General features: G+C 61.9%; 22 protein-coding genes, 1 pseudogene and 1 riboswitch. Of the genes and pseudogenes, 17 read left to right on the top strand and 6 right to left on the bottom strand.

Annotated elements, in window-relative coordinates; all coding sequences use genetic code 11:
• Positions 1–3 precede the first annotated feature (3 nt).
• Positions 4–1,128, bottom strand: coding sequence for a BMP family ABC transporter substrate-binding protein (locus tag JG739_RS27070; RefSeq protein ID WP_202364190.1), 1,125 nt, complete (start codon positions 1,126–1,128; stop codon positions 4–6).
• Positions 1,129–1,366: 238 nt separating this feature from the next.
• Here JG739_RS27070 and JG739_RS27065 point away from each other — a divergent pair, with 238 nt between their 5' ends.
• The 8 genes from JG739_RS27065 to JG739_RS27030 all read left to right on the top strand — a co-directional run bounded on the left by JG739_RS27065 (position 1,367) and on the right by JG739_RS27030 (position 11,332).
• Entirely contained in the window at positions 1,367–2,053 is a 687-nt protein-coding gene (locus tag JG739_RS27065; protein ID WP_202364189.1) for a GntR family transcriptional regulator, read from the top strand.
• A 276-nt stretch (positions 2,054–2,329) separates the two neighbouring features.
• Positions 2,330–5,584, top strand: coding sequence for a hypothetical protein (locus JG739_RS27060; RefSeq protein ID WP_202364188.1), 3,255 nt, complete (start codon positions 2,330–2,332; stop codon positions 5,582–5,584).
• A gap of 370 nt (positions 5,585–5,954) precedes the next feature.
• Positions 5,955–6,069, top strand: a riboswitch (guanidine-I (ykkC/yxkD leader).
• Between the two features lie 99 nt (positions 6,070–6,168).
• Positions 6,169–7,233, top strand: a complete 1,065-nt coding sequence (locus tag JG739_RS27055; RefSeq protein WP_202364187.1) for a putative urea ABC transporter substrate-binding protein — start codon at positions 6,169–6,171, stop codon at positions 7,231–7,233.
• 105 nt (positions 7,234–7,338) lie between these two features.
• Complete coding sequence (locus tag JG739_RS27050) at positions 7,339–8,151, top strand: ABC transporter permease (RefSeq protein ID WP_202364186.1); 813 nt, start codon at positions 7,339–7,341, stop codon at positions 8,149–8,151.
• On the top strand, positions 8,148–8,957 hold the full coding sequence (locus tag JG739_RS27045; RefSeq protein ID WP_202364185.1) for an ABC transporter ATP-binding protein: 810 nt from the start codon (positions 8,148–8,150) through the stop codon (positions 8,955–8,957). The genes JG739_RS27050 and JG739_RS27045 overlap by 4 nt, the downstream gene beginning before the upstream one ends.
• An 11-nt stretch (positions 8,958–8,968) precedes the next feature.
• Positions 8,969–10,177 (top strand): agmatinase family protein, encoded by a 1,209-nt coding sequence (locus tag JG739_RS27040; protein ID WP_077381532.1) that lies wholly within the window; start codon positions 8,969–8,971, stop codon positions 10,175–10,177.
• Positions 10,178–10,179: 2 nt separating this feature from the next.
• Positions 10,180–10,710 carry a hypothetical protein gene (locus JG739_RS27035; RefSeq protein ID WP_202364184.1) on the top strand — a complete coding sequence of 177 codons (531 nt, stop codon included), beginning with the start codon at positions 10,180–10,182 and terminating at the stop codon, positions 10,708–10,710.
• 37 nt (positions 10,711–10,747) lie between these two features.
• Entirely contained in the window at positions 10,748–11,332 is a 585-nt protein-coding gene (locus JG739_RS27030; protein WP_202364183.1) for a HupE/UreJ family protein, read from the top strand.
• A gap of 157 nt (positions 11,333–11,489) precedes the next feature.
• Here the strand turns inward: JG739_RS27030 and JG739_RS27025 are convergent, their stop codons facing one another.
• On the bottom strand, positions 11,490–12,203 hold the full coding sequence (locus JG739_RS27025) for a GntR family transcriptional regulator (protein ID WP_202364182.1): 714 nt from the start codon (positions 12,201–12,203) through the stop codon (positions 11,490–11,492).
• Between the two features lie 122 nt (positions 12,204–12,325).
• Here JG739_RS27025 and JG739_RS27020 point away from each other — a divergent pair, with 122 nt between their 5' ends.
• The 6 genes from JG739_RS27020 to JG739_RS26995 all read left to right on the top strand — a co-directional run bounded on the left by JG739_RS27020 (position 12,326) and on the right by JG739_RS26995 (position 18,218).
• The gene (locus JG739_RS27020) at positions 12,326–13,378 is read left to right on the top strand and encodes an ABC transporter ATP-binding protein (RefSeq protein WP_202364181.1); all 1,053 of its coding nucleotides are present in this window, start codon (positions 12,326–12,328) and stop codon (positions 13,376–13,378) included.
• 32 nt (positions 13,379–13,410) lie between these two features.
• Positions 13,411–14,700 (top strand): ABC transporter substrate-binding protein, encoded by a 1,290-nt coding sequence (locus JG739_RS27015; RefSeq protein ID WP_202364180.1) that lies wholly within the window; start codon positions 13,411–13,413, stop codon positions 14,698–14,700.
• Positions 14,701–14,921: 221 nt separating this feature from the next.
• A complete protein-coding gene (locus tag JG739_RS27010; RefSeq protein ID WP_244749987.1) occupies positions 14,922–15,803 on the top strand; it encodes an ABC transporter permease in 882 nt (293 codons plus the stop codon).
• 4 nt (positions 15,804–15,807) lie between these two features.
• Positions 15,808–16,626 carry an ABC transporter permease gene (locus JG739_RS27005; protein WP_202364178.1) on the top strand — a complete coding sequence of 273 codons (819 nt, stop codon included), beginning with the start codon at positions 15,808–15,810 and terminating at the stop codon, positions 16,624–16,626.
• Positions 16,598–17,419 (top strand): aspartate/glutamate racemase family protein, encoded by an 822-nt coding sequence (locus JG739_RS27000; protein WP_202364177.1) that lies wholly within the window; start codon positions 16,598–16,600, stop codon positions 17,417–17,419. The genes JG739_RS27005 and JG739_RS27000 overlap by 29 nt, the downstream gene beginning before the upstream one ends.
• Positions 17,388–18,218 carry a GNAT family N-acetyltransferase gene (locus tag JG739_RS26995; RefSeq protein WP_202364176.1) on the top strand — a complete coding sequence of 277 codons (831 nt, stop codon included), beginning with the start codon at positions 17,388–17,390 and terminating at the stop codon, positions 18,216–18,218. Before JG739_RS27000 ends, JG739_RS26995 begins: the two co-directional genes overlap by 32 nt.
• Positions 18,219–18,234: 16 nt before the next feature.
• Here the strand turns inward: JG739_RS26995 and JG739_RS26990 are convergent, their stop codons facing one another.
• Entirely contained in the window at positions 18,235–18,774 is a 540-nt protein-coding gene (locus tag JG739_RS26990; RefSeq protein WP_202364175.1) for an Lrp/AsnC family transcriptional regulator, read from the bottom strand.
• A gap of 48 nt (positions 18,775–18,822) precedes the next feature.
• On the opposite strand from JG739_RS26990, the gene JG739_RS26985 reads away from it, so the two are divergent.
• On the top strand, positions 18,823–19,995 hold the full coding sequence (locus tag JG739_RS26985; RefSeq protein ID WP_202364174.1) for an MFS transporter: 1,173 nt from the start codon (positions 18,823–18,825) through the stop codon (positions 19,993–19,995).
• A gap of 100 nt (positions 19,996–20,095) precedes the next feature.
• Here the strand turns inward: JG739_RS26985 and JG739_RS26980 are convergent, their stop codons facing one another.
• The 3 genes and pseudogenes from JG739_RS26980 to murQ all read right to left on the bottom strand — a co-directional run bounded on the left by JG739_RS26980 (position 20,096) and on the right by murQ (position 22,308).
• The gene (locus tag JG739_RS26980) at positions 20,096–21,226 is read right to left on the bottom strand and encodes an anhydro-N-acetylmuramic acid kinase (RefSeq protein WP_202367665.1); all 1,131 of its coding nucleotides are present in this window, start codon (positions 21,224–21,226) and stop codon (positions 20,096–20,098) included.
• Positions 21,227–21,232: 6 nt separating this feature from the next.
• Positions 21,233–21,350 (bottom strand): annotated as a pseudogene (locus tag JG739_RS36455) (esterase); the annotation flags it as partial.
• A gap of 34 nt (positions 21,351–21,384) precedes the next feature.
• Positions 21,385–22,308, bottom strand: coding sequence for an N-acetylmuramic acid 6-phosphate etherase (gene murQ / locus JG739_RS26975; RefSeq protein ID WP_202367664.1), 924 nt, complete (start codon positions 22,306–22,308; stop codon positions 21,385–21,387).
• Positions 22,309–22,504: 196 nt separating this feature from the next.
• Here murQ and JG739_RS26970 point away from each other — a divergent pair, with 196 nt between their 5' ends.
• Complete coding sequence (locus JG739_RS26970; RefSeq protein ID WP_244749592.1) at positions 22,505–23,584, top strand: carbohydrate kinase; 1,080 nt, start codon at positions 22,505–22,507, stop codon at positions 23,582–23,584.
• A gap of 31 nt (positions 23,585–23,615) precedes the next feature.
• Positions 23,616–24,545, top strand: a complete 930-nt coding sequence (locus tag JG739_RS26965) for a pseudouridine-5'-phosphate glycosidase (protein WP_202364172.1) — start codon at positions 23,616–23,618, stop codon at positions 24,543–24,545.
• Positions 24,546–24,554 lie beyond the last annotated feature (9 nt).

Below are 24,554 nucleotides of genomic sequence, written 5' to 3'. Positions count from 1 at the left end.
TGCTCAAGCGGTCGAGCCGACGACACCCTCGACGAGATAGTCCATGCTTTCCAGCTCGATCGCGGCTTCAACGAAGGTCTGGCCCTCGGTTGCGACGACGTCGCCCTTGTTGTTCTTCAAGGGCCCCTTGATCACGGAAAAGCCGCCCTTCATCATTTCGGCGAGCGTGCCGTCGAACTGTGTGCGCGCCGCCTCGCTGACGGCGGGGCCGAGCGGGCTCATCTTGACGAAGCCGTCGGCCAGTCCGCCGCGCGTGAAATTGGGCAGCGGCTTGCCGGCCACGAGGTCGTCGACGAACATCTTGTAGACCTTCGCCCAGTTCCATTCCGCGCCGGTCAGGTATTTTTCGGGCGCCAGCGGGCTCTGATTGGCATGGTAGCCGCAGATTAAGGCGCCGCGTCCCGCCGCGGTTTCGACCACCACTTTCGGGCTGTCGACATGGCAGGTGATGACGTCGGCACCCTGATCGACCAGTGCATTGGTGGCCTCCGCCTCCTTGACCGCCAGCGACCATTCGCCGGTGAAGATCACCTGGCAGGTGATGGCGGGGTCGACCGAGCGTGCGCCGAGCAGGAAGGAGTTGATGTTGAGCAGGACCTGCGGAATCGGCTTTGCCGCGACGAAGCCGATCTTCTTGGTCTTGGTGGCGTGGCCGGCGGCGACGCCGTTGAGATACTGGCCCATGCCGATATAGCCGAAATAGGAACCGGCATTCATCGGATGCTTGTCCTTGTTCCACATGCCGCCGCAATGGCGGAACTGCATGTCGGGGAATTTCGCGCACATGGCCAGCATGTGCGGATCGAAATAGCCGAAGGAGGTCGGGAAGATCAGCGAGGCGCCGTCGAGGTTGATCATCGATTCCATCGACTTCTGGACATCGACCGTTTCGGGGACGTTCTCCTCCTCGACCACGGAGATGCCCTCGATGGCCTTCAATGTGGCGGCACCCTCGGCATGCGCCTGGTTATAGCCGTAGTCGTCCTTCGGTCCGACATAGATGAAGCCGACAGTGACGGCAGCGGCGAACGCCCTGCTGATCGGGAATGACGCCGAGGCCAGACCCAGCGCCGCTCCGGCGGAGGTCTTGAGCAGTTCGCGACTAGTTCCCTTCTCATGAAAGTGCACGCAATCGCCGTGCCAGTTCAAAAGCTGGAATTTATCCAGTTAAATCAGTTGGCGGACCGATTATCCGTGCTCAAGCGAAAGGCAATTGCATACACTTTTTGCCTTTCAATTAGCCAGTTTGACATCTAGATTAAAATAAAGGCATAGAGGGCGCGCCCGAGTCGAAACTTCCGGCGAGCCACTTGCCGCATGGCCGCGAAAAAGACTGGACGGAGGAGAATTGTCGGGGAAGCGCAGCTTGATCAGGTCGGGCACGACCGTCGATCAGATGGTCAGGGCGATCGGTGACCGGATCGTCACCGGGTTCCTGCGCCCCGGCGAAAAGCTCGACGAGACCTCGCTCGCTGCCCGTTTCGACGTGTCGCGCACCCCCGTCAGGGAGGCGCTTGGCCGGCTGAGCGCCATGGGGCTGGTCGAAAGGCGGCCCAACCGCGGCGCCACCGTCGCCGTGGTGACGCAGGAGCATCTTGCCTCGATGTTCGAGAGCATGGCCGAGCTTGAAGCGATTTGCGCGCGGTTCTCAGCCGAGCGCATGACTGCCGGCGAACGCCGCGCGCTCGAGATCGAGCACCAGGCATCGGCGCGCCTTGTGCAACTGGGTGCGGAGGAGGACTACGAGTATTTTAACACCGAGTTCCACACCCGGCTTTATCGCGGCGCGCACAGCAAGCACATCTATGAACTGACCGTCATGACCCGCAGCCGGCTGGCGCCGTTCCGGCGCGCGCAATTCATGCTGCCGGGCCGCCTGGCCAAATCCTGGCAGGAGCATGACGTCATCGTTACCGCGATCATGCGCGGCGACAGCGCTGCCGCAGGACAAGCAGCCAAGGATCACGTCTCCATCGTCAGCGAGGCGAGCGCCGTCTTTGCCGCGGCCGACCCGATGAAACCGGCGGCGGTTTCGATCGGGATGCCTTCCTAGTGGACAAAACCTGACGCTTGGTACCCGAAACTGAATACCGTTTTGACCTCGAAGCGACCTATGTCTTGCGTTTAACGAAAGGCCGCTTCGCGCCTAATTTTCGGTCGTTCACACCGCTCGTTGAAGCTCCTAAAAGCCGCCCTTCCGTGTGTTGAAGAGAATGTCCGATAAAATCGGACGGCAATCATAGAGCGAGACAATCAGTAAAGGAAAACACAACAAGGACTGAAGTTGCGCGATTGGAATCTGCTATCCTTTCGAGCAGAGGAAACAACGATGAATCGATTCCCCACACCGTCTGAAATGATGCGGGTCAGACGCCCGTATCTTTACTCGGACAGCGAATGCACTGACGCCTATAGGCTGAGCGAATCCGAGTTGAGCCACCATCTGGACACGCTCACCGATCGCAACCAGCATAAGGATTTCGAAGTCTTTTGCCGCAAATTGAGCGAGCGGGAACTTTGCCCCAACTTGCGCCCCCAAACAGGGCCGGAAGGCGGAGGCGACGGCAAGGTGGACACCGAGACCTACCCGGTTGATGAGCGAATTTCAGAGCGTTGGTATGTTGGCGACGGGAAAAGTGGCGCGGAACGATGGGGATTTGCATTCAGCGCAAAGAAAGCCTGGTCCGATAAGGTGCGATCCGATGTCAAAGGGATTGTTGGAACAACACGTGGCTATGACCGGATCATCTTCTTTACAAACCGCCCGGCACGGCAGCGTGATCGTCTTCGCATAGAAGACGAATTACAGCAGGAACATGGCGTCAAGGTCACAATTCTCGACCGGGAGTGGATTATTGATCGTGTATTTTCCCATGGTCATAAAGACCTTGCTTATAAATATCTAAAGGTTGGGCAACACGAACCCGACAAAATCATGCTTGGACCGAGAGATTTCAAGCGCCAGCAGGCACTGGATGCGCTGGAAGCCGGGCTGAAAAAATTGGGCTCAACCGCTCAAGAGCAAACGCAGGCGGTCTCCGACACATTTGAAGCTGCACGGCTCTCAAGAGAACTCGAAAGGCCTCGCTTCGAAACGGAAGGCCGCTTTAAGCGGGCAATTGACCACGCAAAGAAATACGGCGCGAGCTATCAGCATCTACGCGCCGTATATGAATTTGCTTGGACGGCGTTTTGGTGGTTCGATGATATCGAGACCATGCAGGATCAATACGAACGGGTCGAGGCCATTGCCTTCAAGAGCGGGCACGCCGTCCATATCAGCAAAGTTAGCAATCTCCATCAGCTTTTGGTGGGCCGGGTGTTCCAAGGTCACGAGACTCCCGACGAATTATTCTTTGCAGACAGGTCAAAACGGCTGAAGGAAAAGCTCTTAGAACTGGCTGCCGACAAATCCCGGCCCAACAATGCCTTGCATGCAGAGACGCTGCTTGTCTTTCACCGTATGAGTGAAATATCGCTTTCCGGAGAGCGGGAAAATCTGGACGAAATTTGGCAGGCCCTCTGCGGGATTATCGATAGAGCGGCGGGCCTGGCGGAGTTTCCGGCTGATATGCTGGAAACCATGGTCGAGGCAATCGGCGAAAGCGCGCCCGATAGCCAAGCTTTCGATACCCTGGTCGAAAAACTTGCGGAATTCATGGCCGAGCGCAGCAAAGAGATAAAGGCCGGAAGCCTTTATTTGCAGCAAGGTGAACGCAAGCTCGATGCTGAAAAGCCTACCGACGGCATAAAATGGCTTGGCCGTGCCGTCATACATCTTTCGAAAGATGAAAGCCGCGAGGATCAGGCCAAGGCGCTTTACTACCTGGCCGTGGGCTATCGCGGTGCCGGTCTTCGCTGGGCGGCCCGTTCTACTGCTCTGGCATCAATCATCCAGTATCTGGCGCTGTCAGAAACTGAAGGCGATTTGCGGGTCGAAACGATCCCGGCGCTGAATCTGTTCGCAATGCTGTCTTTGCAGCTAGGCCATATCGTGGATGTCCTTAGCGCCATTCAATTTTTACACGCTATCGGAAGCAATGCTCCGCTGGATGATGAAAGCGGGGAGAGGCTGAAGAACCAGATCACCCAGTTTGATCAGTTGCTCGCTTGCCTGCTCATAGTTCAGCCGCCCGAAGAGATCCGCAGGCTGGAAAGCTTGCCGGACGTTCTGGACAGGCTGGCACTGTTTTCAGCGCGTTTGGCACTGCTTTATCGCCTCGGACACATTGATAAGCTGAAGGCTGACGGTTCAGTCCCCGAAGGGACGGACGATCGCGAAATCCATGAAATGATGACGTTCCTGGCTTCTCAGCCCGCATGCGGTAGCCTCCCGAATAAAGTCGTACTCTTTGATGAGGCGTTCAGTGGCGTTCGAACCAGAATATTGGGCGTGGAGATTGAAATCGAGGCGTCGAACACGCTTGAAGGGGTCCTACAGGCTGAAACATATGCTGCAGCATTTGAGGGATTTGCTGCTACGCTGCTCAATGCCGGGGCATTTCCGCATACAGAAAAGTTCACGGTTCGAATTCGCCAACTCGACAACCTTCAGGAAGCATCGGTCGCCGAAGACGATGATTCCATGATGGAGGTTTGTGTCCCGGCAGATTGGCAGCTTGCTAAAGTGAACAATATCGGGAAGTACAACGAACACCTCATTTTCTCCTGCATTCATGCTTTGGCAAGCGTGGCTATGCTTCCCAATGCCGCCGAGACTATCGAAGAATTGGTCAGAACCGAGAACGTGTTCGAGCGAGCCACGTTGTTTTGCCGAGCCGGTATTTCCAGAAACAGGGTGTTCGGCACCCATGCGGGCCGTATTTCCGATTGGGATGACTGCATCAATCGGAACTTTCCAATGGCACCGAATGCACCTGCGAGGCCAGCGGCAATAGAACTACCGCCGCTCGCAGGCGACGATGATGAAGAGATGCCGCAGGTTTTCGGTGAAGTTCGCAGCCACGATGATGTTCTCGTTCGAGCAATCATCAACCCACGGCTTTGGCACGCTGCCGAGTGGAAAGGTATGATGTACGGCGTGACAATGCCGGGCCAGCCTCCGTTTCTGGGCTTGATGTTCGCAAATGCATCAAAGGGCGAAGCGGTTTTCAAGGAATGGCTCGCCCGCTTCGGCAGAGATGACAGCCAAGATGAAATTTATATTTCTGCCATCAAAGGCATAGATCGCCAAAACCCGTTTCATTATCGAGGGCACATTACACAGGACTTCGGCACGCTGTCAGCAGAACCCGGAAAGATATTTGTCAATACCTCTCGCACGAACACAATGACGGTGGGCAATCATCGGAACCTTGAAATGTTCTGCGAACACGTGAGGGCCTGTGGAGCTTATTTCCTCGTTCCAGCCTTTTTTGATACGTCCGGAATGCCTGAACTCCGTATGGAACTTGCGATCCTCAAGCGGAAATTCCACGTACGGGAAGCCTGGCAGATCGGTCCGCATGATGTCGATGCCATGGCTATAAGGCCGGACGACGACGTTATCATACCGGAAGGGGAAGCCGCTCCACCTGTCCATGAACTCGCCAGAATCCGTGAGAAACGGCGTCAAAATGGGTGAGATTAAAGCTTCGCTTCGTTGCCTTCGGGGAAAGTTGAATGACAGCTATCTACCGCACTCTGCCAACTAGCGGCCATTCAGCTCCCGGCCCCACACAGGTCGTTCCATAATAGTGGCTTGAACGACCGCTCCTGGCGCACACGCGCCGTCGGAGAGCTGGTGAGTTAGGTCTCCTTCCCACCCTGAGCGGGCTAACGGCCCCGGAACCAAGCGTCAGATTTTGACCACTAGCAATCCGGCAAACTGCCCAATCCGTCGGCGATGCGATGATTTTCGCGTCACTCGTGCGCACGCTCGAAGCCGCACAGTCCGCAAATGCTGGCCTTTTTGGCCTATTCGGCTTTGGCATGCTCCTTGCTTCGTTGATGGTGTGCAGAGCGTCTAGGGTTCCGGCCGCAACACGGCGGTGCTGGTCCAAGAGATGCGACCGCCAGGGATGCACTGAGGCATCCGGCGGAACACGGCGGGCCAAAATCCCGGGAGAACCCTGCACGGGTTTGCTGGCGCGAACCTCTCCCGGATGCGCGCCCGTAAACCCCAACATAAAATCCGGGCGCAATCCGGATCGCGAACAGGGGTACGCAATGCTTCGCAAGCTGGCCGCAATCATCCTAGCCGCATCATTCAGCCTTCCCGTCGTTTCCGCCGCCGACGCGGCGCCCAAGAAAGACTTCAAGATATGCTGGTCGATCTATGTCGGCTGGATGCCGTGGGGCTATCTCTCCGACAGCGGCATCATGAAGAAATGGGCAGACAAAAACGGCATCAATGTCGAGATCACCCGCATCAACGACTATGTCGAAAGCATCAACCAGTACACGGCCGGCGGTTTCGACGGCTGCTCGATGACAAACATGGATGCGCTGTCGATCCCCGCCGGCGGCGGCGTCGACACCACCGCCTTGATCATCGGCGACTTCTCCAACGGCAATGACGCGGTGATCCTCAAGGACAAGGCAGCGCTTGCCGACATTGCCGGCCAGAAGGTCAATCTCGTCGAGCTCTCCGTCTCGCATTACCTGCTGGCGCGGGCGCTGGACACGGTCAAGCTTGCCGAGAAGGACATCACCGTCGTCAACACCTCCGACGCCGACATGGTCGCCGCCTACGGCACCAGCGATGTCACCTCGGTCGTCACCTGGAACCCGCTGGTCTCCGAGATCGTCACCATGCCGGGTGCGCACAAAGTGTTCGATTCCGCCCAGATTCCCGGCGAGATCATCGACTTGATGGTCGTCAACACCGAGACGCTGAAGGACAATCCGGCATTGGGCAAGGCGCTTGTCGGCGCATGGTACGAGGTGATGGAATTGATGAACTCCGACACGCCGGAAGGCAAGGCAGCCAAGGAGGAAATGGCCAAGGCGTCCGGCACCGACCTCGCCGGCTTCGACGCGCAGCTTGCCTCGACGGCAATGTTCTACGATCCCGCCAAGGCGGTCGAGTTCACCAAAGGCGCCGAATTGCCGAAGACCATGGATCTGGTCCGTAACTTCCTGTTCAGCCACGGCATTCTCGGCACCAATGCGACGAGTGTCGACGTGGTCGGCATGAGCTTTGCCGACGGATCGACGCTGGGCGATGCCAACAATGTCAAGCTGCGCTTCGATCCAGCCTTCATGGCCGAGGCCGCAACCGCAATGCCCTAACCCGACATGCTGGCCAAGGGAAAGAGTGCCAGGGATGAAGTCGCCGAGACGGGCGGCGAGGGCACCACGCGCCCTTCCCGGCCACGGCCGAGGGTGCGTCTTCGCATGATCAATGCGAAGGTCTCGCGCGGCAGCGCCTTGTTCCTCGGCGGCTTGCCGTTCCTGTTCGTGGCAATCGCCTATCTCATCGCCTCGGCGCAACGACTGGCGGTCAACCCCAGCGACAAGCTGCTGCCTTCGCCGGCACAGATGTGGTCGGCCTTTCTTGACCTGGCGACGGTTCCGGACAAACGCTCCGGCGACCTCATCCTGTGGGTCGACACCTATGCCAGTCTCCTCAGGCTGCTCGCGGGCGTCGGCGTGGCCACGTTCGTCGCGCTTTCGCTCGGCATCGCCATCGGCTTCATCCCGCGGGTGCGGGCCTTCCTGCTGCCCTTCGTCACCGTCGTCTGCGTCATCCCACCGCTGGCGCTGCTGCCGATCCTGTTCATTGCACTTGGCCTCGGCGAAACGGCCAAGATCACGCTGATCGCCATCGGCGTCGCGCCGGTGATGGTGCGCGACATCGCCAACCGGGTGCGGGAATTTCCGCCCGAACTGGTGGCCAAGGCACAGACGCTTGGCGGCAACAGCTGGACCATGGTCTTGCGGTTGGTGCTGCCGCAAGTCATGCCGCGCCTCGTCACTTGCGTGCGGCTGGCACTCGGGCCGGCCTGGCTTTTCCTGATCGCCGCCGAAGCCATCGCCTCGACCGAAGGGCTGGGTTACCGCATCTTCCTCGTCCGCCGCTATCTCTCGATGGACGTCATCCTGCCCTATGTCGCCTGGATCACGCTGCTTGCGGTCATCACCGACTGGCTGCTGATGCGGCTTTCCCAAGCGGTGTCCCCTTGGGCGCACCCGGTGGAGGCCGGATGAGCCGCATCGTCGTTCACGGGCTGGAAAAGAGTTATGGCGATGCCCGCGTGCTCGAGCGGGTCAACGTCACCGCCGAGGCCGGCGAATTCCTGTCGCTGGTCGGCGCCAGCGGCTGCGGAAAATCGACGTTTCTACGCATCCTGCTCGGCCAGGAGCAGCAGAGCAGCGGTGTCGTCATCGTCGGCGATGGCCCGATCGTGCCCGAGCCGACGCCGCAGCGCGGCATCGTCTTTCAACGCTATTCGGTGTTTCCGCATCTGACCGCCATCCAGAACCTGCTGCTGGTCGAAGACTTTCGCTCGGGCGGGCCATTTGGCCGCGTCTTCGGCGCCAGGCGCAGAAACGCCAGGCAGGAGGCCGAAGCCATGCTGGCGCGGGTTGGCCTTGCCCATGCGCGTGACCTCTATCCGGCATCGCTCTCCGGCGGCATGCAGCAGCGGCTGGCGATTGCGCAGACCTTGCTCGGCCGCCCGAAAATCCTGCTTCTCGACGAGCCGTTCGGGGCGCTCGATCCCGGCATCCGCGTCGAGATGCACGATCTGCTGACCGAGCTGTGGACCGAGCACGGCATGACGGTGGTGATGGTCACCCACGATATCTCCGAGGCCTTCAAGCTCGGCACCCGTGTGCTGGTTTTCGACAAGGTGCGCCACGATCCGCAGTTCCCGTCCGCTTACGGCGCGACGATCACTTACGATTTGAAGCTCGATCGCAAGACCCGGGCTTCCTCTCATCACTTGGCCAAGGTGGCCGCGATGGTCGGGACGACCCGGCCGGATCCAGCAATGGCGACGACGGCGTCGTAACGGAGAGTTGAATGTCCAGAAATATCCCCGAACGCAGCCACCGCCGGGCAGGGCTCGTCGCCCGGGCGGCCCGGGAGCGTTTTCACCACCCCGATTTCGACGCCCGCGGCACGCAGGGATGGAAGTCGATCGAGGCCGAGGGCAAGCTGCCAGAAAGCGGCTGGCGCAAGGAGCAGCAATGGGCGCTCGACATGGGCCTGCCGGGATCGGAGTCGATCGTCGACAAGTCGATCCCGACATTCGCGCGCGGCGAGCTGCCGCATTTCGCCGGCATCAATACCTTTCTCAAGGCGCCCTATGTCGAGAACGTCCGCGATGTCGGCAAATATGATGCTGCCGTCATCGGCATTCCGTTCGACAGCGGCACCACCTACCGGCCGGGAACCCGCTTCGGCCCGCAAGGCATTCGCCGCATCTCGGCGCTCTACACGCCTTACAATTACGAGCTCGGCGTCGATTTGCGCGAGCAGATGACGCTGTGCGACGCCGGCGACGTCTTCACCATTCCCGCCAACCTCGAAAAGAGTTTTGACCAGATCACCAAAGGGGTCAGCCATGTCGCCTCGTCCGGCGCGCTGCCAATCATGCTGGGCGGCGACCATTCGATCGGCTTTCCTTGCGTGCGCGGCATCGCCGACGTGACCTCGAAGCGCATCGGCATCATCCATTTCGACCGCCATATCGATATCCAGGAAAAGGATCTCGACGAGCGCATGCACACCACGCCCTGGTACTGGGCGACCAACCTGCCGAACGTCTCGGCGACCAATCTCGTGCAACTCGGCATCGGCGGCTGGCAGGTTCCGCGCTACGGCGTCGCCGAGGCGAGGAAGCGCGGCACCAACGTGCTGACCATTGCCGACATCGAGCAGATGGGCCTTGAGAAGGCGGCGGAAATCGCGCTCGAACTCGCATGGAAAGACACCGACGCCGTCTACATCTCTTTCGACGTCGACAGCCTCGATTGCGGTTTCGTGCCCGGCACGGGCTGGCCTGAGCCGGGCGGCTTCCTGCCGCGCGAGGCGCTCAAACTTCTGGGATTGGTGACAGCGCCTGGCATTTGCGGGCTGGAAGTGGTCGAGGTCTCGCCGCCTTACGATACGTCGGACATCACGGCGCTGTTCGGTGTGCGGGTCGTCGTCGAGGCGCTTGGCTCGATGGTCGCCCACGGCAATCTCGGCAAGCACAAATCCATCATCGACAAACCGGTGAGTTTTTGACCATGCACGACGATCATCACCACCACAATCATGGCCATGACGACGGCCACCACGGGCCGAACGGTCATCATGACCATCCGCACGCTCCCGGCCACAATGGGCCCGCTGGCAAGCCGCTGCAATGGCAGACGCCGCATCTGCCGGACCAGGTTCACGAGCCGCCGGCCGATCCCGCATCGGTCGACCTCGACCTTGTCGAAACCGCCTTCCTCGAGGGCTTTGCGCGGGCGCCGGACCCGTCCAGCTTTCTGCGCCTGGCCGGCATACCCTTTGTCGGCGAGAGGGCCGACGGTGTGCGGCTTCATCTCTTGCGCGTCGAAACCGAGGATCTGGTCGACGTCGGCGCGGTCATGCCGCTCGTCGGCGGCAGCGGCGTCGCCTATCACCCGCTGCCGGCGCGCCTGACATCGCACCGCCGCCGGCTCGCTTTCATCTATCACGATGGCGCGGAGCAAAAGCCGCTCGGCTTCGCCGCGGCGCGCGCCCTTGCAGATCGTTCCGCCGCTTCGCAATTCGCCGTTCCCAGACACTGAAACCAGAACCCGTCACTCTCATCGAACAGGTACAGCCATGAAAACATTTACAAGACTCGGCATCCTTTCAGCTCTCGCCGTCCTCACACCGTCGCTGGCGTTTGCCCATAGCGGCGGCGCTCACGTCCACGGCTTTTCTGCCGGCCTCGAACATCCGCTGTTCGGCATGGACCATCTGCTTGCCATGATCGCGGTCGGCATGATCGGCGCTCGCGCCGGCGGGCGCAGTATTGTCCTTGTCCCGCTGGCCTTTGTCTCGGCGATGGTCGCCGGAGCCTTGCCCGGCATGGCCGGCATCGGCCTGCCTTCGCTTGAATCCGGCATCTCGCTGTCGCTTGTGGTCTTCGGCGCCATGGTCGCCCTGGCCAGGCCGCTGCCGCTGGCCGCCGCAGCAGCACTGACGGCCCTCTTCGGCCTCTTTCACGGCAACGCCCACGGCCTCGAGAGTCCCGAGAACGCCGGCGGCATTGCGTACGCCGCTGGTTTCATGCTCGCCACGTCGATGCTGCATGCGATCGGCATTCTGTCCGCTGTCAAGCTGGCTCGTTGGCCGACGACTGTCCGCACCGCGGGTGTCGCCACCTCGCTGGTTGGAATGGCCATCGCGGCGCAAGCTTTTTGAGATGTACGCAGTCGGCAAACAGAACTGGAATGCAGATGAACCAGAAATGGTCGATGAGGCTGCGGCGCATTCGCGATTTGCTGTACCAGATCCTGAAGATCCGGGCTGCGCGGCTTTGAGGGGCGGGGTTTTCGCGTCCCTCCGGTCGAAATGAGAGTCAGAACTCGAGCGCCTGCCTGAGCGCCGGACCGCTCCTGATGCGCAGATCGAGGTCGGCCTCGATATGGTCTATGTGATGCAGCATCAGCGCGCTGGCGCGTTCGGAATTGCCATTTTCCAGCGCCTCCAGGATATTCATGTGCTCACTATGACCACAGCTTGAGACGCCCGAGCGGCCATAAAGCGCGATCACCAGCGATGACCGCGCCACCAGCTCTTCCATGAAACGCTGGAGGATGGTGTTTCCGGCAACCGAAGCCAGCAGCAGGTGAAAATCGCCCGAAGCCTTGATTTCCGAGCGTCTTGCATTTGGTCCGCGTTCGGCAATGAAGCGGCCCTCTTCATCGAGCTGCGCCTTGAAGGCAGCGACATGCGCCGGCGTCATCCGCCCGGCTGCGGCAATCGCTATGCCGGGCTCGATCAGCCGGCGCGAAGCGAAGACCTGACGCGCTTCCTCCGGCGACGGGTTGGCGACGAAGGCGCCGCGATTGCGCTCGGTCCGCACCAGGCCTTCGAAGGAGAGCATCTGCAGCGCCGCGCGCGCCACGGTGCGGCTGATATCGAATAGAGTGCCGACCTCGCCTTCGGACAGCTTGGTTCCGGGCGCCAGCCGACGATCGACGATCGCGTCGCGCAACTGATCGCGAATCGCCTGGGCGCGATCCTCGTTGGCACTGTCGACAGCAGGGAAAGTCTGGTCGGCTATATTCATGATGGTGGTCCCTGCACCTTTCTACCCTGAATCGGGTCGCTTGCAGAGAGCCAAAGTGAATACGATGCCAGAAAAGATTGCATACGATTTTTGCGAGAATCGCCGGCGATCGCCTATAATTTGTGCAGATCTATGGCGCAACGACTGCCGTCGAAGACATCAGCCTGAAAATCCCCGCGGGAACCTATTGCTGCCTGCTCGGGCCGTCCGGCTGCGGCAAAACCTCGACGCTGCGCATGATTGCTGGGCACGAAAGCATATCGAGCGGCGACGTGCGTCTCGGCAACATTGTGGTTACCGACCTGCCGCCGGCCAGGCGCGGCACCGCCATGATGTTCCAGTCCTATGCGCTGTTTCCGCATCTCGACCTGATCGACAATGTTGCGTTCAGCCTCAAGATGAAGGGCGTCGGCAAGGAAGAGCGCCGCGCCAGGGCGCTCGATATGCTGAAGCTGATGCAGATGGAGGGCTACGCCAACCGCCGCCCGGCGCAGCTTTCGGGCGGACAGCAGCAGCGCGTCGCTCTGGCCCGCGCGCTGATCACCGACCCCGAAGCGCTGCTCCTCGACGAGCCGCTATCGGCACTCGATCCATTCTTGAAGATCCGCATGCGGGCGGAATTGAAGAAGCTGCAGACCTCGCTCGGCATCACTTTCGTCCACGTCACCCACAGCCAGGAGGAGGCGATGGCGCTCGCCGACCTGATCGTGGTCATGAATGACGGCCGCATCGAGCAGGCGGCGCATCCGCGCATCGTCTTCGAGCGGCCGGCCACCGCGTTCGTCGCCCGTTTCATGGGCGATCACAACGTCGTCTCCGGCCGCGTCAGCGGCAGCCGCGACGGCATGGTTGTCTTCGATGTGCCGGGTGGCGCCTCGCTAGCGGCCAGCGGGCAGGGCAGGGCGATCGGCGAGCCGATCGATATCGCTATTCGCACCGACCATGTGCGGATCGGCGACCCGCCAGCCGCGGGGCTCGGCTTCACCGGCATCGCCTCCAATATCGAGTATCGCGGCTCGACCGTAAAACTCTCGGTCAATGGCGCCGGCATCGAGGATTTTACCGTCATCGTCGACGACACCAGCTTCTTCGCCAAGCCGGTCGCCGTCGGCGACGCGGTGCCGATCGCTTGGGACGCGGAGGACGCAATCGTCCTTGGCCGTCTCGATTCCTGAACCAGAACCACCAATCAAAACAGGGGAACTGCATGACCAACACCACCGACAAGAAGACAGGAATTTCCCGCCGCTCGCTGCTCAAGACCGGTGCTGCCGCCGTCGGTCTTGCCGCCGGTTCGGGTGCCATAACAGGGTTCCCGACGATCTGGGCGCAGAACCCGATCACGCTCCGCCAGTTCGGCACCGGCGTGTCGAACCTCAACGCCATTGCCGACAAGTGCAAAGCCGACCTCGGCATCACGCTGGAGATGACGGCGACCGATTCCGACGCCGCCGCCCAGCGCGCTGTAACCCAGCCGGACAGCTACGACATCGCCGACATCGAATATTGGATCGCCAAGAAGGTCTATCCGTCCGGCGTAATGCAGCCGATGGATGTCAAGAAGCTGAAATATTACGACAAGATCGTGCCGCTGTTCATCACCGGCAAGCTGACGCCCGACAGCGTCATCGCGCAGGGCACCGCGCCGCATACCGTGGGTTTCGTCGAGGCGCAGGACGCCAAGACCTTCGCCACGCAACCGACGCAGTGGATGACGATGGTTCCGACCATCTACAACGCCGATACGCTCGGCATCCGCCCCGACCTTGTCGGCCGCGACATCACCACCTGGGCCGACATCATGGATCCGGCCTTCAAGGGCAAGGCCGCCATTCTCAACATCCCGTCGATCGGCATCATGGATGCGGCGATGATCATGGAAGCCATGGGCAACATCAAATATGCCGACAAGGGCAACATGACCAAGGAGGAGATCGACAAGACGATCGACTTCCTGATCAAAGCCAAGCAGGACGGCCAGTTCCGGGCGTTCTGGAAATCGTTCGACGAGAGCGTCAACCTGATGGCTTCAGGCGAAGTGGTCATCCAGTCGATGTGGTCGCCGGCCGTCGCTGCGGTGCGCTCCAAGGGCATCGCCTGCAAATACCAGCCGCTCAAGGAAGGCTATCGCTCGTGGGGCGGCGGCCTTGGCCTGGCGGCGCACCTCAAGGGCGCCGAGCTCGACGCCGCCTACGAGTACATCAACTGGTACCTGTCAGGCTGGGTCGGCGCCTACCTCAACCGTCAGGGCTATTACTCGGCCGCCATGGACACGGCCAAGCAGTTCATGTCCGAGGACGAATGGGGCTACTGGGTCGATGGCAAGCCAGCCAAGGGCGATATCATGGCGCCGGATGGCAAGGTCATGGAGAAGGCGGGCGCCGTGCGCGACGGCGGCTCCTTCGTCGAGCGCATGGGCAAGGTCGCCTGCTGGAACTCGGTGATGGACGAGGATCGCTACATGGTGAGGCGCTGGAACGAATTCATCGCGGCGTAAACGCCCTCTTGCCTTCTCCCCTTGTGGGAGAAGGTGGCCGAGCGAAGCTCGGTCGGATGAGGGTGCTCCAGCTTGGCATCGCCGCATTCCGTCCAACACCCCTCATCCGGCTCGGCGCTGCGCGCCGATCCACCTTCTCCCACAAGGGGAGAAGGGACGCAGCTCCAGCCGCCTCGCAGCCTACCGAGATGTTGATGACAGCAGTGCTCGAACGTCCTGGAATGATCGAAGCCAAACCCAGGCGCCGCCGCGTCTCGGTCGCCCGCTTCGTCCCCTACCTGCAGGCGGCGCCGCTGGCCTTGATCCTCGGCGCATTCCTTTTGCTGCCGATCCTGATGATCGCCGTGGTCTCCTTCTGGGATTACGATTTCGCGGCGATGTACCCGGATGTCCTGACCACCAACTATTCCGACACGCTCGGCTCCTGGGTCACCTGGAAAACCTACCTGAACACGCTGAAATACGCCGCCATCGTCTGGGCGCTGACGCTGTTCATCGGCTTCTGGGTCGCCTATTTCCTCGCCTTCCATATCAGGACCACCGCCATGCAGATGGTGCTGTTCCTTGTCTGCACGGTGCCGTTCCTGACCTCCAACATCATCCGCATGATCTCGTGGATTCCGGTGCTTGGCCGCAACGGCCTGGTCAACTCGACGCTGGTCGAGATCGGGCTGATCCCGAAGCCGATCGAATGGCTGCTCTATTCCGAATTCGCCGTGGTGCTCGCCATGGTGCATCTCTATACGCTGTTCATGGTGACGCCGATCTTCAACACGCTGATGCGCATCGACAAGTCGCTGATCGAGGCCGCGCGTGATGCCGGTGCTTCCGGCTGGCAGGTGCTGTGGAACGTCGTCATCCCGCTCGCCAAGCCCGGCATGGCGATCGGCACCATCTTCGTCGTCACGCTGGTGATGGCCGATTTTTCGACGGTGCAGGTGATGTCGGGCGGACAGAGCGCCTCCGTCGCGCTGATGATGAAGAACCAGATGTCGCTGCTGCAATATCCGGCGGCCGCCGCCAATGCGGTCGTGCTGCTGGTGCTGGTGCTGCTGATGGTCGCCGGCATCCTGCGCATCGTCGACATCCGCAAGGAGCTGTGAGGCGATGAGCCGGGACAAGCGCACCTTCGAATTCTACGTGCTGGCGGCCTTTTTCGCCCTTTTCGTGCTGTTCCTCTACGGCCCGCTTTCGGCGATCCTGATCCTCTCCTTCCAGGGCGAGAATGGTGGCCTGACATTCCCGCTGAACGGCGTTTCGCTGCACTGGTTCGCCAATCTGTTCGAGCGCCAGGCGGTCGGCGATTTCGGCGGCAGTTTCAAACGCTCCTTTATCCTCGGTTTGATGGTGATGTTCGTCACTGTTGTCGTGTCGCTGCTTGCCGGTCTGGCCTTCCGGCAAAAATTTCGCGGCGCCACCGCATTGTTCTATCTGGCCGTCGCCAGCCTGGTCGTGCCGTCGATCATCATCTCGCTCGGCATCGGTGTCGTCTTCCAGCAGATCGGCTTTCGTCCCGCCTGGTACACGTCTGCCTTCGGCGCCCATCTGACCTGGACCTTGCCTTTCGGCGTGCTGATCATGTTCGCCGTCTTCAACCGGTTCTCGCCGGCCTATGAGGAGGCCGCGCGTGATCTCGGAGCGTCGTCTTGGCAGACCTTCGCGCATGTCGTCCTGCCGATGATCGCGCCCAGCCTGATCGGTGTCGGCCTGTTCGGCTTCACCCTGTCCTATGACGAGTTCGCCCGCACGCTGATGACTTCGGGCACGTTCAACACGCTGCCGCTCGAAATCTACGGCATGACGACGAATGTGACGACGCCGGTGCTCTATGCGCTGGGCACCGTGACGACGGTATTTTCCTTCCTGGTGATTTTGGCGACGCTCGGCGCAATCGCCTATGTCGGCGGCCGTCGGCCGCGAGATTGAGAGAACCGCAGTGCAGATCCTCGTCGTCAATCCGAACACCACCGCCAGCATGACCGAAACCATTGCGGCGGCGGCGCGGCTCGTGGCCGCCGCCGGAACGGAGATCGTCGCCGTCACCTCATCGATGGGACCTGTGTCGATCGAAGGCTATTACGACGAGGCGCTTGCCGTACCTGGCTTGCTGGTCGAGATCGCCGCCGGCGAGCGCTCGGGCGCGCAGGCCGCGATCATCGCTTGTTTCGACGATACCGGCCTCGATGCCGCGCGCGCCATGGCCAACATTCCGGTCATCGGCATCTGCGAGGCATCGCTCGCCGTCGGCTCGTTCATCGCCCAGCGCTTCACCGTCGTCACCACGACCGAGCGCTCGCGCGTGCCGGTAGAAGGGCTGGTGCAGCGCTATGGCATGGTGGGACGGGCACGCGTGCGCGCTGCCGATATTCCGGTTCTCGCCCTCGAAGACCCGGCATCGGACGCGATCCTGAAACTGCGGGGCGAGATCGCGCGCGCGCTCGACGAGGATCGCGCCGAGGCCATCGTGCTCGGCTGCGCCGGCATGGCCGATCTCGCAGCCGAGCTGCAGCGGGAATTCGGCGTTCCGGTTATCGACGGCGTCGGCGCAGCGGTCAAGCAGGCCGAGGCCTTGATCGCGCTTGGCCTGTCGACCTCCAAGCGTGGCGCCTATGCAAATCCGCTGGCAAAGCCCTATCTTGGTGCCTTGAAATCCTTCGCCCCGGTACTGTTGCCGCCGAGTGATCGCAATGCCACGAACGATCAGAACGCTCGCACTTGAAGACGTAAGAATCCTTGTCGACTGGGCGGCAGCGGAGGACTGGAATCCCGGCCTTGGCGATGCCGCAGCGTTCCAGGCGGCGGATCCCGAGGGCTTCATCGGCGCCTTTATCGATGGCGAGATGGTGGCTGGCATTTCGGCCGTGACCTACGGCGACGACTTCGGCTTCATCGGTCTCTACATCTGTCGACCGGACAGGCGTGGCGAGGGCCATGGCAAGGCGGTTTGGGACGCCGGCATGGCGCGGCTCGGCGACCGCACCATCGGCCTCGATGGTGTCGTCGAACAGCAGGCCAACTATCGCAGCATGGGTTTTGCGCCGGTCTACCGGACGATCCGCTTCGTCGGATCGCCGGATGTTCCGGCAGAAGCCAACAGCGACATCCATGCCATAGGCCGGGAACTCATGCCCGATGTCCTGGACTACGACAGCCGCTTCTTTCCCGCTCCGCGGCGATCCTTCCTAAAACACTGGCTGCGCCCGCCGCACATGGCGCTTGCGATCGTCAAGGACGGCGCAATCGAAGGGTACGGCGTCGCGCGCCGATGCCGGGAGGGCTGCAAGATCGGGCCGCTCTTTTCCAACAGCCTGGACGCGGCAAGCCGTCTCTTCGCCGCCCTTGCCAACGCCTCGGGAAATGTCCATCTCGACGTGCCCGAGACCAGCGGGCAATTTGCAGCTCGGCTGACGTCCGCCGGCCTCGAGCCGGGCTTTGAAACGGCTCGAATGTACAGGGGAAAAGCGCCGCAGATAGCGCAATCCGGGGTCTTTGCGATAACGACCTTGGAGCTTGGTTGATTGGCCCAGGGTGGCCCTAATACAGCGGCTTGGCCATGTGCCGGGGCGCCGGCCATTCCGTCGTGATCCCGGGCTGCACCGGCCGCTCGAGATAGGTCGACAGAACCACATAGCTACGCGTCGAGGTCACGCCAGGCGTTTCGTAAAGCCGCGACAGCAGGCCTTCGAGCGCCCTTGTGTCCTCGGTGCGGACCTTGATCAGCATGCATGTGTCGCCGGCGACCGAATGAATCTCCTCGACTTCGGGGTGCTCGGAAATCGCCATCAGTTCGGGGGTCTTTCCCCAACCCTTGGTGTCGATGTGCACGAAAGCCAGCAACGGCTTGCGCACCGCCTTGGGATCGATGATGGCCGCGGTGTTGCGGATGGCGCCGCTTCGCCGAAGCCGCTTCACCCGTTCATGCGCTGCCGGCGGCGACAGGCCGACACGATCGCCGAGCTCGGTATAGCTGATCGTGGCGTCGTCGACCAGAACGCCTAATATCTTTCGGTCGGTCGCGTCGACGTCCCGGGCAGCAGGCCTGTTCTGCGGAATGCCATCTGTTTCTTCATCCATGGTGAAATTCCTTATTGATACAGAATTTAATACGGCGATTATCGTCGTATGACGAACAGTGATCAAGTCGCAACATTGACGGCAAGGCCGCCTATCCCGGCGCTCGCCTATCTCTTGACCGGATGCATCGCGGTGATCGGCTCGAACTCGCTGGTTCTCGGTCCGATAGCGCCGGCGGTGGCCGCATCGTTTGCGACGAGCGTGCCGGCCGTCATGATCGCATCCGCCGCCTTCGGCCTCGGCACGTCGGCAAGCGCCTTGTTCCTGGCCCGCTATATCGATCGGCTCGGCGCTCGCCGCATGCTGCAAGGGGCGTTGCTGCTGCTGGCGGTCGCGCTTCTCGCCAGCGCCGCCGCGCCGACAGTGACGGCGCTGGTTGCGGCCCAGCTTCTCGCCGGCATCGCTGCCGGCGTCGCGATGCCGGCAATCTATGCCAGCGCCGCTGCGATCGCGCCGCCTGGCCGCGAAAGCGGGACGATCGGCGTCGTACTGACCGGATGGACCCTGAGCATGGTGGCCGGCGTCTCCCTATCGGCGGTGCTTGCCGATCTGCTGCATTGGCGCGCCGTTTTCGCGGCGGTCGCGGTCCTTGCGGCGCTTGCGCTGACCGGCCTTACGCTGACGTCGCTGAGCGATGTCAGGAAAGGCGGCCCGGCGCCGACGCCGCTCGGCGCCTTGGCCGTGCCCGGCATAGTGCCGCTTCTGGTCGCCTGCGGCGCCTTCATGACCGCCTTCTACGGTGTCTATGGCTATCTCGGCGATCACCTTCACAACGGCTTGGGACGGCCGGTCAGCGCCAACGGGTTGGCCGCGCTCGCCTATGGCGCCGGCTTCGGCATGGCGGCACTGCTTGACGGCGTGATCGATCGGCTTGGCGCACGACGCGTCATGCCATTCGCCTATCTCCTGGTCGCGGTCGTCTATGTCGCGCTTGCCGCGACAAGCAGTAGTTTCCATCTGACCATCGCGATGGTGGCGGCCTGGGGCCTTGCCAATCATTTTGGACTGAACGTCCTGGTGATGCGCCTCTCGGCGCTCGATCCGGCGCGGCGCGGCACGATCATGGGTTTGAACAGCGCGGTGACCTATCTCGCGGTGTTTGTCGGCACCACAGCCTTCGGACCGCTTTACTCCAGCTTTGGTTTTGCGGCATCGGCCATGGTCGCAGCGTTGCTCATGCTGGTTGCCGCTGCGGCGGCGGCGTGGCATTCGCCGCGGTAGCCGCGGACCATCGCTAGCCGCCGGTTCGTGCCCCGCGGCGGCAAAGCTTGCGCCGCCTTCGCGCAGCCGCGTTTTCCCTTAGAAGAAGTTGTCGACTTGATCAGCCGGCAAGGCGCCCGCCGCGCATCGGTTCTGGCACACCGGTGGTAGTCGGGAAGCTGATCGGCAGGCCACGGAGGACGCGAACCGCAAGGAAAGCAAAGCACTCCGCCTCCACCGCGTCGCCCTTCCAGCCGAGCGCCTCCGCCGGCACCGCTTCGACGCCGGCGCGGCTGGTGAGCATGGCCATGATCGTTGGGTTGTGGCGGCCGCCGCCGCTGACCACCAGCCGCTTCGGCCGATGCGGCAGGAGGTCGAGCGCCTTGCCGACGGCCGCAGTGGCGAAGGCCGTCAGCAGTGCGGCGCCATCCTCAGCGTTCATCCCGTCCGCCATGGCCGCGCCGAAATCGAACCGGTCAAGCGATTTTGGATAGGGCTTGGCCAGGTAGGGATGCTGCAGGAGCTGGGCCAGCCGGGCCTCATCGACGGTGCCGGCGCGGGCCAGAGCGCCGTCGCGGTCCATCTCACCCAAACCCTTCGCCTTGATGAAATCGTTAAGCGGCGCATTGGCCGGTCCGGTGTCGAAAGCGACGACATTGTCCTTGCCGTCCCACCAGGTGATGTTGGCGACGCCGCCGAGATTGAGCACCGCTGTGTCGCCGCTGATATCGGCATCGCGCAGCAGCGCGGCGTGATAGGCGGCCGACAGCGGCGCCCCTTGCCCGCCGGCGCGCATGTCGGCCGAACGGAAATCATAGGCGACTTTGGTTTCCAGAATGGAATGCATCAACTCGCCATCGCCGAGCTGGCGGGTCTGGCCGAGCCGGCCGGGTTGCGGGGCGCGATGCAGCACGGTTTGGCCATGGAAGCCGACGACGCCGATATCGGCCATTGTCAGCCGGTAGCTTTCGACCAGATCCTTGACCGCTGCCGACTGGGCGCGCGTCAGCGCTTCTTCGGCCTCGCGAAAGATCGCCGGTTCCGGTCCGGCAAAATTCCACGCCCTGGCCTGATCCAGCGTCTCCTCCAGCAGCGTCCGGATTGAGCTGGGGTAGGGTGCCAGCGTGTAGGTGCCGAAATCCGCGATCCGCTCGCCATCGGTCTTGATCAGCGCGACGTCGACATTGCCGTCGAGGACGGTGCCGGTCATCAGGCCGACGGCCCAGATTGGTTCCCCACTGTTGGCAATCATCACTTGTTAGGCTCCGTTGACGAGATCGCCGACCGATTGGCGAATCTCGATACTCCCGCTGTCGAAATGATGTGTCGGATGGATCCGTCTGGTGAGCAAGGTCCCATGCCCTGCCTTTGTCGAAGTGATCCATGCTGTATACCGGTATCCTGGCGGCTTCACAGCGTCTTTTCGCCGATCGCCTTTCGCAAAAACCCGCCCGCATTGTCGAGCGCCTTGCGCGCCTCTTCGATCCCCATCCCGGTGATCGTCACCAGGATCGCCAGCTTGACGTCTTTGCCGGTCTGGTCGAGCGCCCGTCGTGCCTGCTGCGCTGTGCAGCCGGTGGTCTGCATCACCATCCCGACCGCCCTGGAGACGAGCTTCTTGTTGCTGGGATTAAGGTCGACCATCAGGTTCTGATAGCTCTTGCCGATCCGGATCATGCTGGCTGTCGTCAGCATGTTGAGGACCAGCTTTTGCGCGGTTCCCGACTTCAACCGGGTCGAGCCGGCGAGAACCTCGGGGCCGACAAGCGGAGAGATGGCAATGTCGGCGATGCCGGCAATGACTGACCTGGGGTTGCAGGAAAGCGCCACGGTCGTTGCCCCTACCTGCCTTGCATAGGTCAAGCCGCCGATGACGTAGGGTGTGCGGCCGCTGACCGCGATGCCGACCACCACATCGTCGGCGGTCAACTTGATTCCCTGCAGTGCCTTGATGCCTTGTTGCGGATCATCCTCGGCGCCTTCCACGGCCCGCACCAGCGCTTTGGGGCCGCCCGCGATCAGGCCGAGCACCATGTCCTCGGGCACGCCAAATGTCGGCGGACACTCCGAGGCATCGAGAACCCCCAGCCGGCCGCTCGTGCCAGCGCCCATATAGACAAGCCGCGCGCCTCTTTGAAACGCACTGACGATCTGGTCTACCGCAGCAGCAATTTGCGGGATGACCTTCTCGACGGCGGCCGGAACGTCGCTGTCCTCATCATTGATCATGCGCAGGATATCGATGGTCGGCAGCAAGTCGATATCCATCGTCCTCGGGTTCCGCTCCTCGGAAACCAACCGCTCCAGCTCCGCCATCAACTGCTGTTCATTCATCCCCTTGCTTTCAAACTTCTTGCCATCGGCAACAAGTAATGTGATGCGTCGCCGGGCGTTGACCAGTACCAGCGGCTGGCGTCGATAAGCCCGCCAAACAAATGTTGACAACATCATCTGTTGTTGATAAAAGTCCAGCCATGAATTGCGCGAGCCGGGTGAGGCGATGGACGATCTTGGAGCACAGGAACAGGCAGTGCTGGATCTCATCGCGGCGAACCCTTTCGCCGGCCAGCAGGACATAGCGACCGCGCTCGGCATTGCCCGTTCGACCGTCGCGGCCCACATCGTGCAGCTCGTCAACAAGGGCTACATTCTCGGCCGTGGCTATGTGTTGCCGGCCTCCAAGCGCATGATCTGCATCGGCGGCGCGGTTTTGGACCGCAAGTACCACGCCAAGAAGGATCTGATCTTCGGGACGTCGAACCCGGTCGACGGCTATCGCAGCTTCGGCGGCGTCGCCCGCAACGTCGTCGAAAACCTTGTCCGCCTCGGCGTCGACACAAGCTTCGTCTCGATCGTCGGCGACGATGAAACCGGCCGCTCGCTGGTGCGGCATCTGCGCGATCTCGGCGCCGATGTCAGCCAGGTCATCACCACAACGGAGCGGCCGACGGCGGAATATGCGGCGATCCTCGACCTCAATAACGATCTCGTGCTCGGCATCGCCGACATGGAGATCTTCGATCTGTTTTCACCAGCCTATCTCGACCGTTTCTGGCCGCATCTGGCTTCGGCGACGTGGGTGTTCATCGACTGCAACCTGCCGGCCGCGACGATCGCAACGCTGATGTCACGCAAGCAGGGCGCGCGCTTCAAGCTCGCCGTCGACACGGTGTCGTCGCCGAAATCGGCGCGCCTGCCAAAGGACCTGACCGGCATCGATCTTTTGTTCACCAACCGTGACGAGGCCAATACGATGCTTGGCATCGCCGATGCCGACAAGCGGCTGGGGCCGGAAGAGGCTGCGGCGGCACTGCGCGCGGCCGGCGCCAGCGAGGTGATCGTGACCATGGGCGCGCATGGATTTGCGGTCGCGACCGAAATCGGCGTGACGACGATGCGTTCCGTCCCGGCCCGCGCCGTCGATATCACCGGTGCCGGCGACGCAATGATTGCCGGCACCATGTACAGGGTGCTTTCGGGCGAGCCCGTGCTCGACGCGGCGCGCACCGGGGCGCTGCTCGCCACGCTGACCACCGAGAGTGAATCCAGCGTCCATCCCGACCTGTCGCCGCGCTTCCTCACCGCCGGCATGTACCGCATTCCCGCCTGAACGCGAGCCGAACCCTGAAAGCGAGACGACGATGAACACTTCCCTTCTCCACCTGAACGACGAAGTCGCGGCAGCACTCCGGGACGGCGGCGCGGTGGTGGCGCTGGAATCGACGATCATCACCCATGGCATGCCATATCCGGCCAATCTTGAGACTGCGCGCGGCGTCGAGACCGTGGTGCGCGAGAATGGCGCCGTGCCCGCCACGATCGCGGTGGTCGCCGGCAAGATCAAGGTCGGGCTTGGTGACCGGGAGCTCGAGCAGCTGGCAGCGGCAAAAGACGTGGTCAAGGCCTCCGGGCGCGACCTCGCCGCCATCATGGTGGGCGGCGGGTCGGGCGGAACCACGGTTTCGGCGACGATGCGGATCGCTGCATTGGCCGGCATCGGCATTTTCGCGACCGGCGGCGTCGGCGGCGTGCATCGTGGCGCCGAGGCCACTTTCGATATCTCGGCCGACCTGACCGAACTCGGCCAGACCGGCACGACCGTCGTCTGCGCCGGCGTGAAATCGATCCTCGATATTGCAAAAACGCTGGAATATCTGGAGACCCAACGCGTGCCGGTGATTGCCTATCAGAGCGACGATTTTCCGGCCTTCTATACGCGCTCCAGCGGACTGCAAGCCGATCACCGCCTCGATACGCCCGAGGACATTGCGCAGGCCATGCTGCTGCACGAGCAGATCGGCTCGGGCACCGGCATTCTCGTCGCCAATCCAATTCCGCAAGTGGATACGCTCGATCCGGCCTTCATCGACGGCACCATCACGGCAGCCGTGGCAGAGGCCGAGAAACGCGGCATCGGGCGCAAGGAGCTGACGCCGTTCCTGCTCGCCCGCATCAACGAGCTCTCGCAGGGCCGCAGCCTGAAGGCCAACATCGCGCTGGTCCGCAACAACGCCGCGCTTGCCGCCCGCATTGCGGTGGCGCATGCGCGGTTGAAGCGCATGGCCAAATAGGCTCAGCAC

Origin of the sequence: Mesorhizobium sp. L-2-11 (assembly GCF_016756595.1) — a bacterium.
Lineage (GTDB): Bacteria > Pseudomonadota > Alphaproteobacteria > Rhizobiales > Rhizobiaceae > Mesorhizobium.
This window is presented reverse-complemented; position numbering and strand designations above follow the sequence as displayed.

Coding starts and splice junctions, on each gene's coding strand:
- JG739_RS27060 (WP_202364188.1), top strand. CDS start 2,330: ATGAATCGATTCCCCACACCGTCTGAAATGATGCGGGTCAGACGCCCG.
- JG739_RS27055 (WP_202364187.1), top strand. CDS start 6,169: ATGCTTCGCAAGCTGGCCGCAATCATCCTAGCCGCATCATTCAGCCTT.
- JG739_RS27050 (WP_202364186.1), top strand. CDS start 7,339: ATGATCAATGCGAAGGTCTCGCGCGGCAGCGCCTTGTTCCTCGGCGGC.
- JG739_RS27045 (WP_202364185.1), top strand. CDS start 8,148: ATGAGCCGCATCGTCGTTCACGGGCTGGAAAAGAGTTATGGCGATGCC.
- JG739_RS27040 (WP_077381532.1), top strand. CDS start 8,969: ATGTCCAGAAATATCCCCGAACGCAGCCACCGCCGGGCAGGGCTCGTC.
- JG739_RS27035 (WP_202364184.1), top strand. CDS start 10,180: ATGCACGACGATCATCACCACCACAATCATGGCCATGACGACGGCCAC.
- JG739_RS27030 (WP_202364183.1), top strand. CDS start 10,748: ATGAAAACATTTACAAGACTCGGCATCCTTTCAGCTCTCGCCGTCCTC.
- JG739_RS27025 (WP_202364182.1), bottom strand. CDS start 12,203: ATGAATATAGCCGACCAGACTTTCCCTGCTGTCGACAGTGCCAACGAG.
- JG739_RS27015 (WP_202364180.1), top strand. CDS start 13,411: ATGACCAACACCACCGACAAGAAGACAGGAATTTCCCGCCGCTCGCTG.
- JG739_RS27010 (WP_244749987.1), top strand. CDS start 14,922: ATGATCGAAGCCAAACCCAGGCGCCGCCGCGTCTCGGTCGCCCGCTTC.
- JG739_RS27005 (WP_202364178.1), top strand. CDS start 15,808: ATGAGCCGGGACAAGCGCACCTTCGAATTCTACGTGCTGGCGGCCTTT.
- JG739_RS27000 (WP_202364177.1), top strand. CDS start 16,598: ATGTCGGCGGCCGTCGGCCGCGAGATTGAGAGAACCGCAGTGCAGATC.
- JG739_RS26995 (WP_202364176.1), top strand. CDS start 17,388: ATGCCACGAACGATCAGAACGCTCGCACTTGAAGACGTAAGAATCCTT.
- JG739_RS26990 (WP_202364175.1), bottom strand. CDS start 18,774: ATGGATGAAGAAACAGATGGCATTCCGCAGAACAGGCCTGCTGCCCGG.
- JG739_RS26985 (WP_202364174.1), top strand. CDS start 18,823: ATGACGAACAGTGATCAAGTCGCAACATTGACGGCAAGGCCGCCTATC.
- JG739_RS26980 (WP_202367665.1), bottom strand. CDS start 21,226: ATGATTGCCAACAGTGGGGAACCAATCTGGGCCGTCGGCCTGATGACC.
- murQ (WP_202367664.1), bottom strand. CDS start 22,308: ATGAATGAACAGCAGTTGATGGCGGAGCTGGAGCGGTTGGTTTCCGAG.
- JG739_RS26965 (WP_202364172.1), top strand. CDS start 23,616: ATGAACACTTCCCTTCTCCACCTGAACGACGAAGTCGCGGCAGCACTC.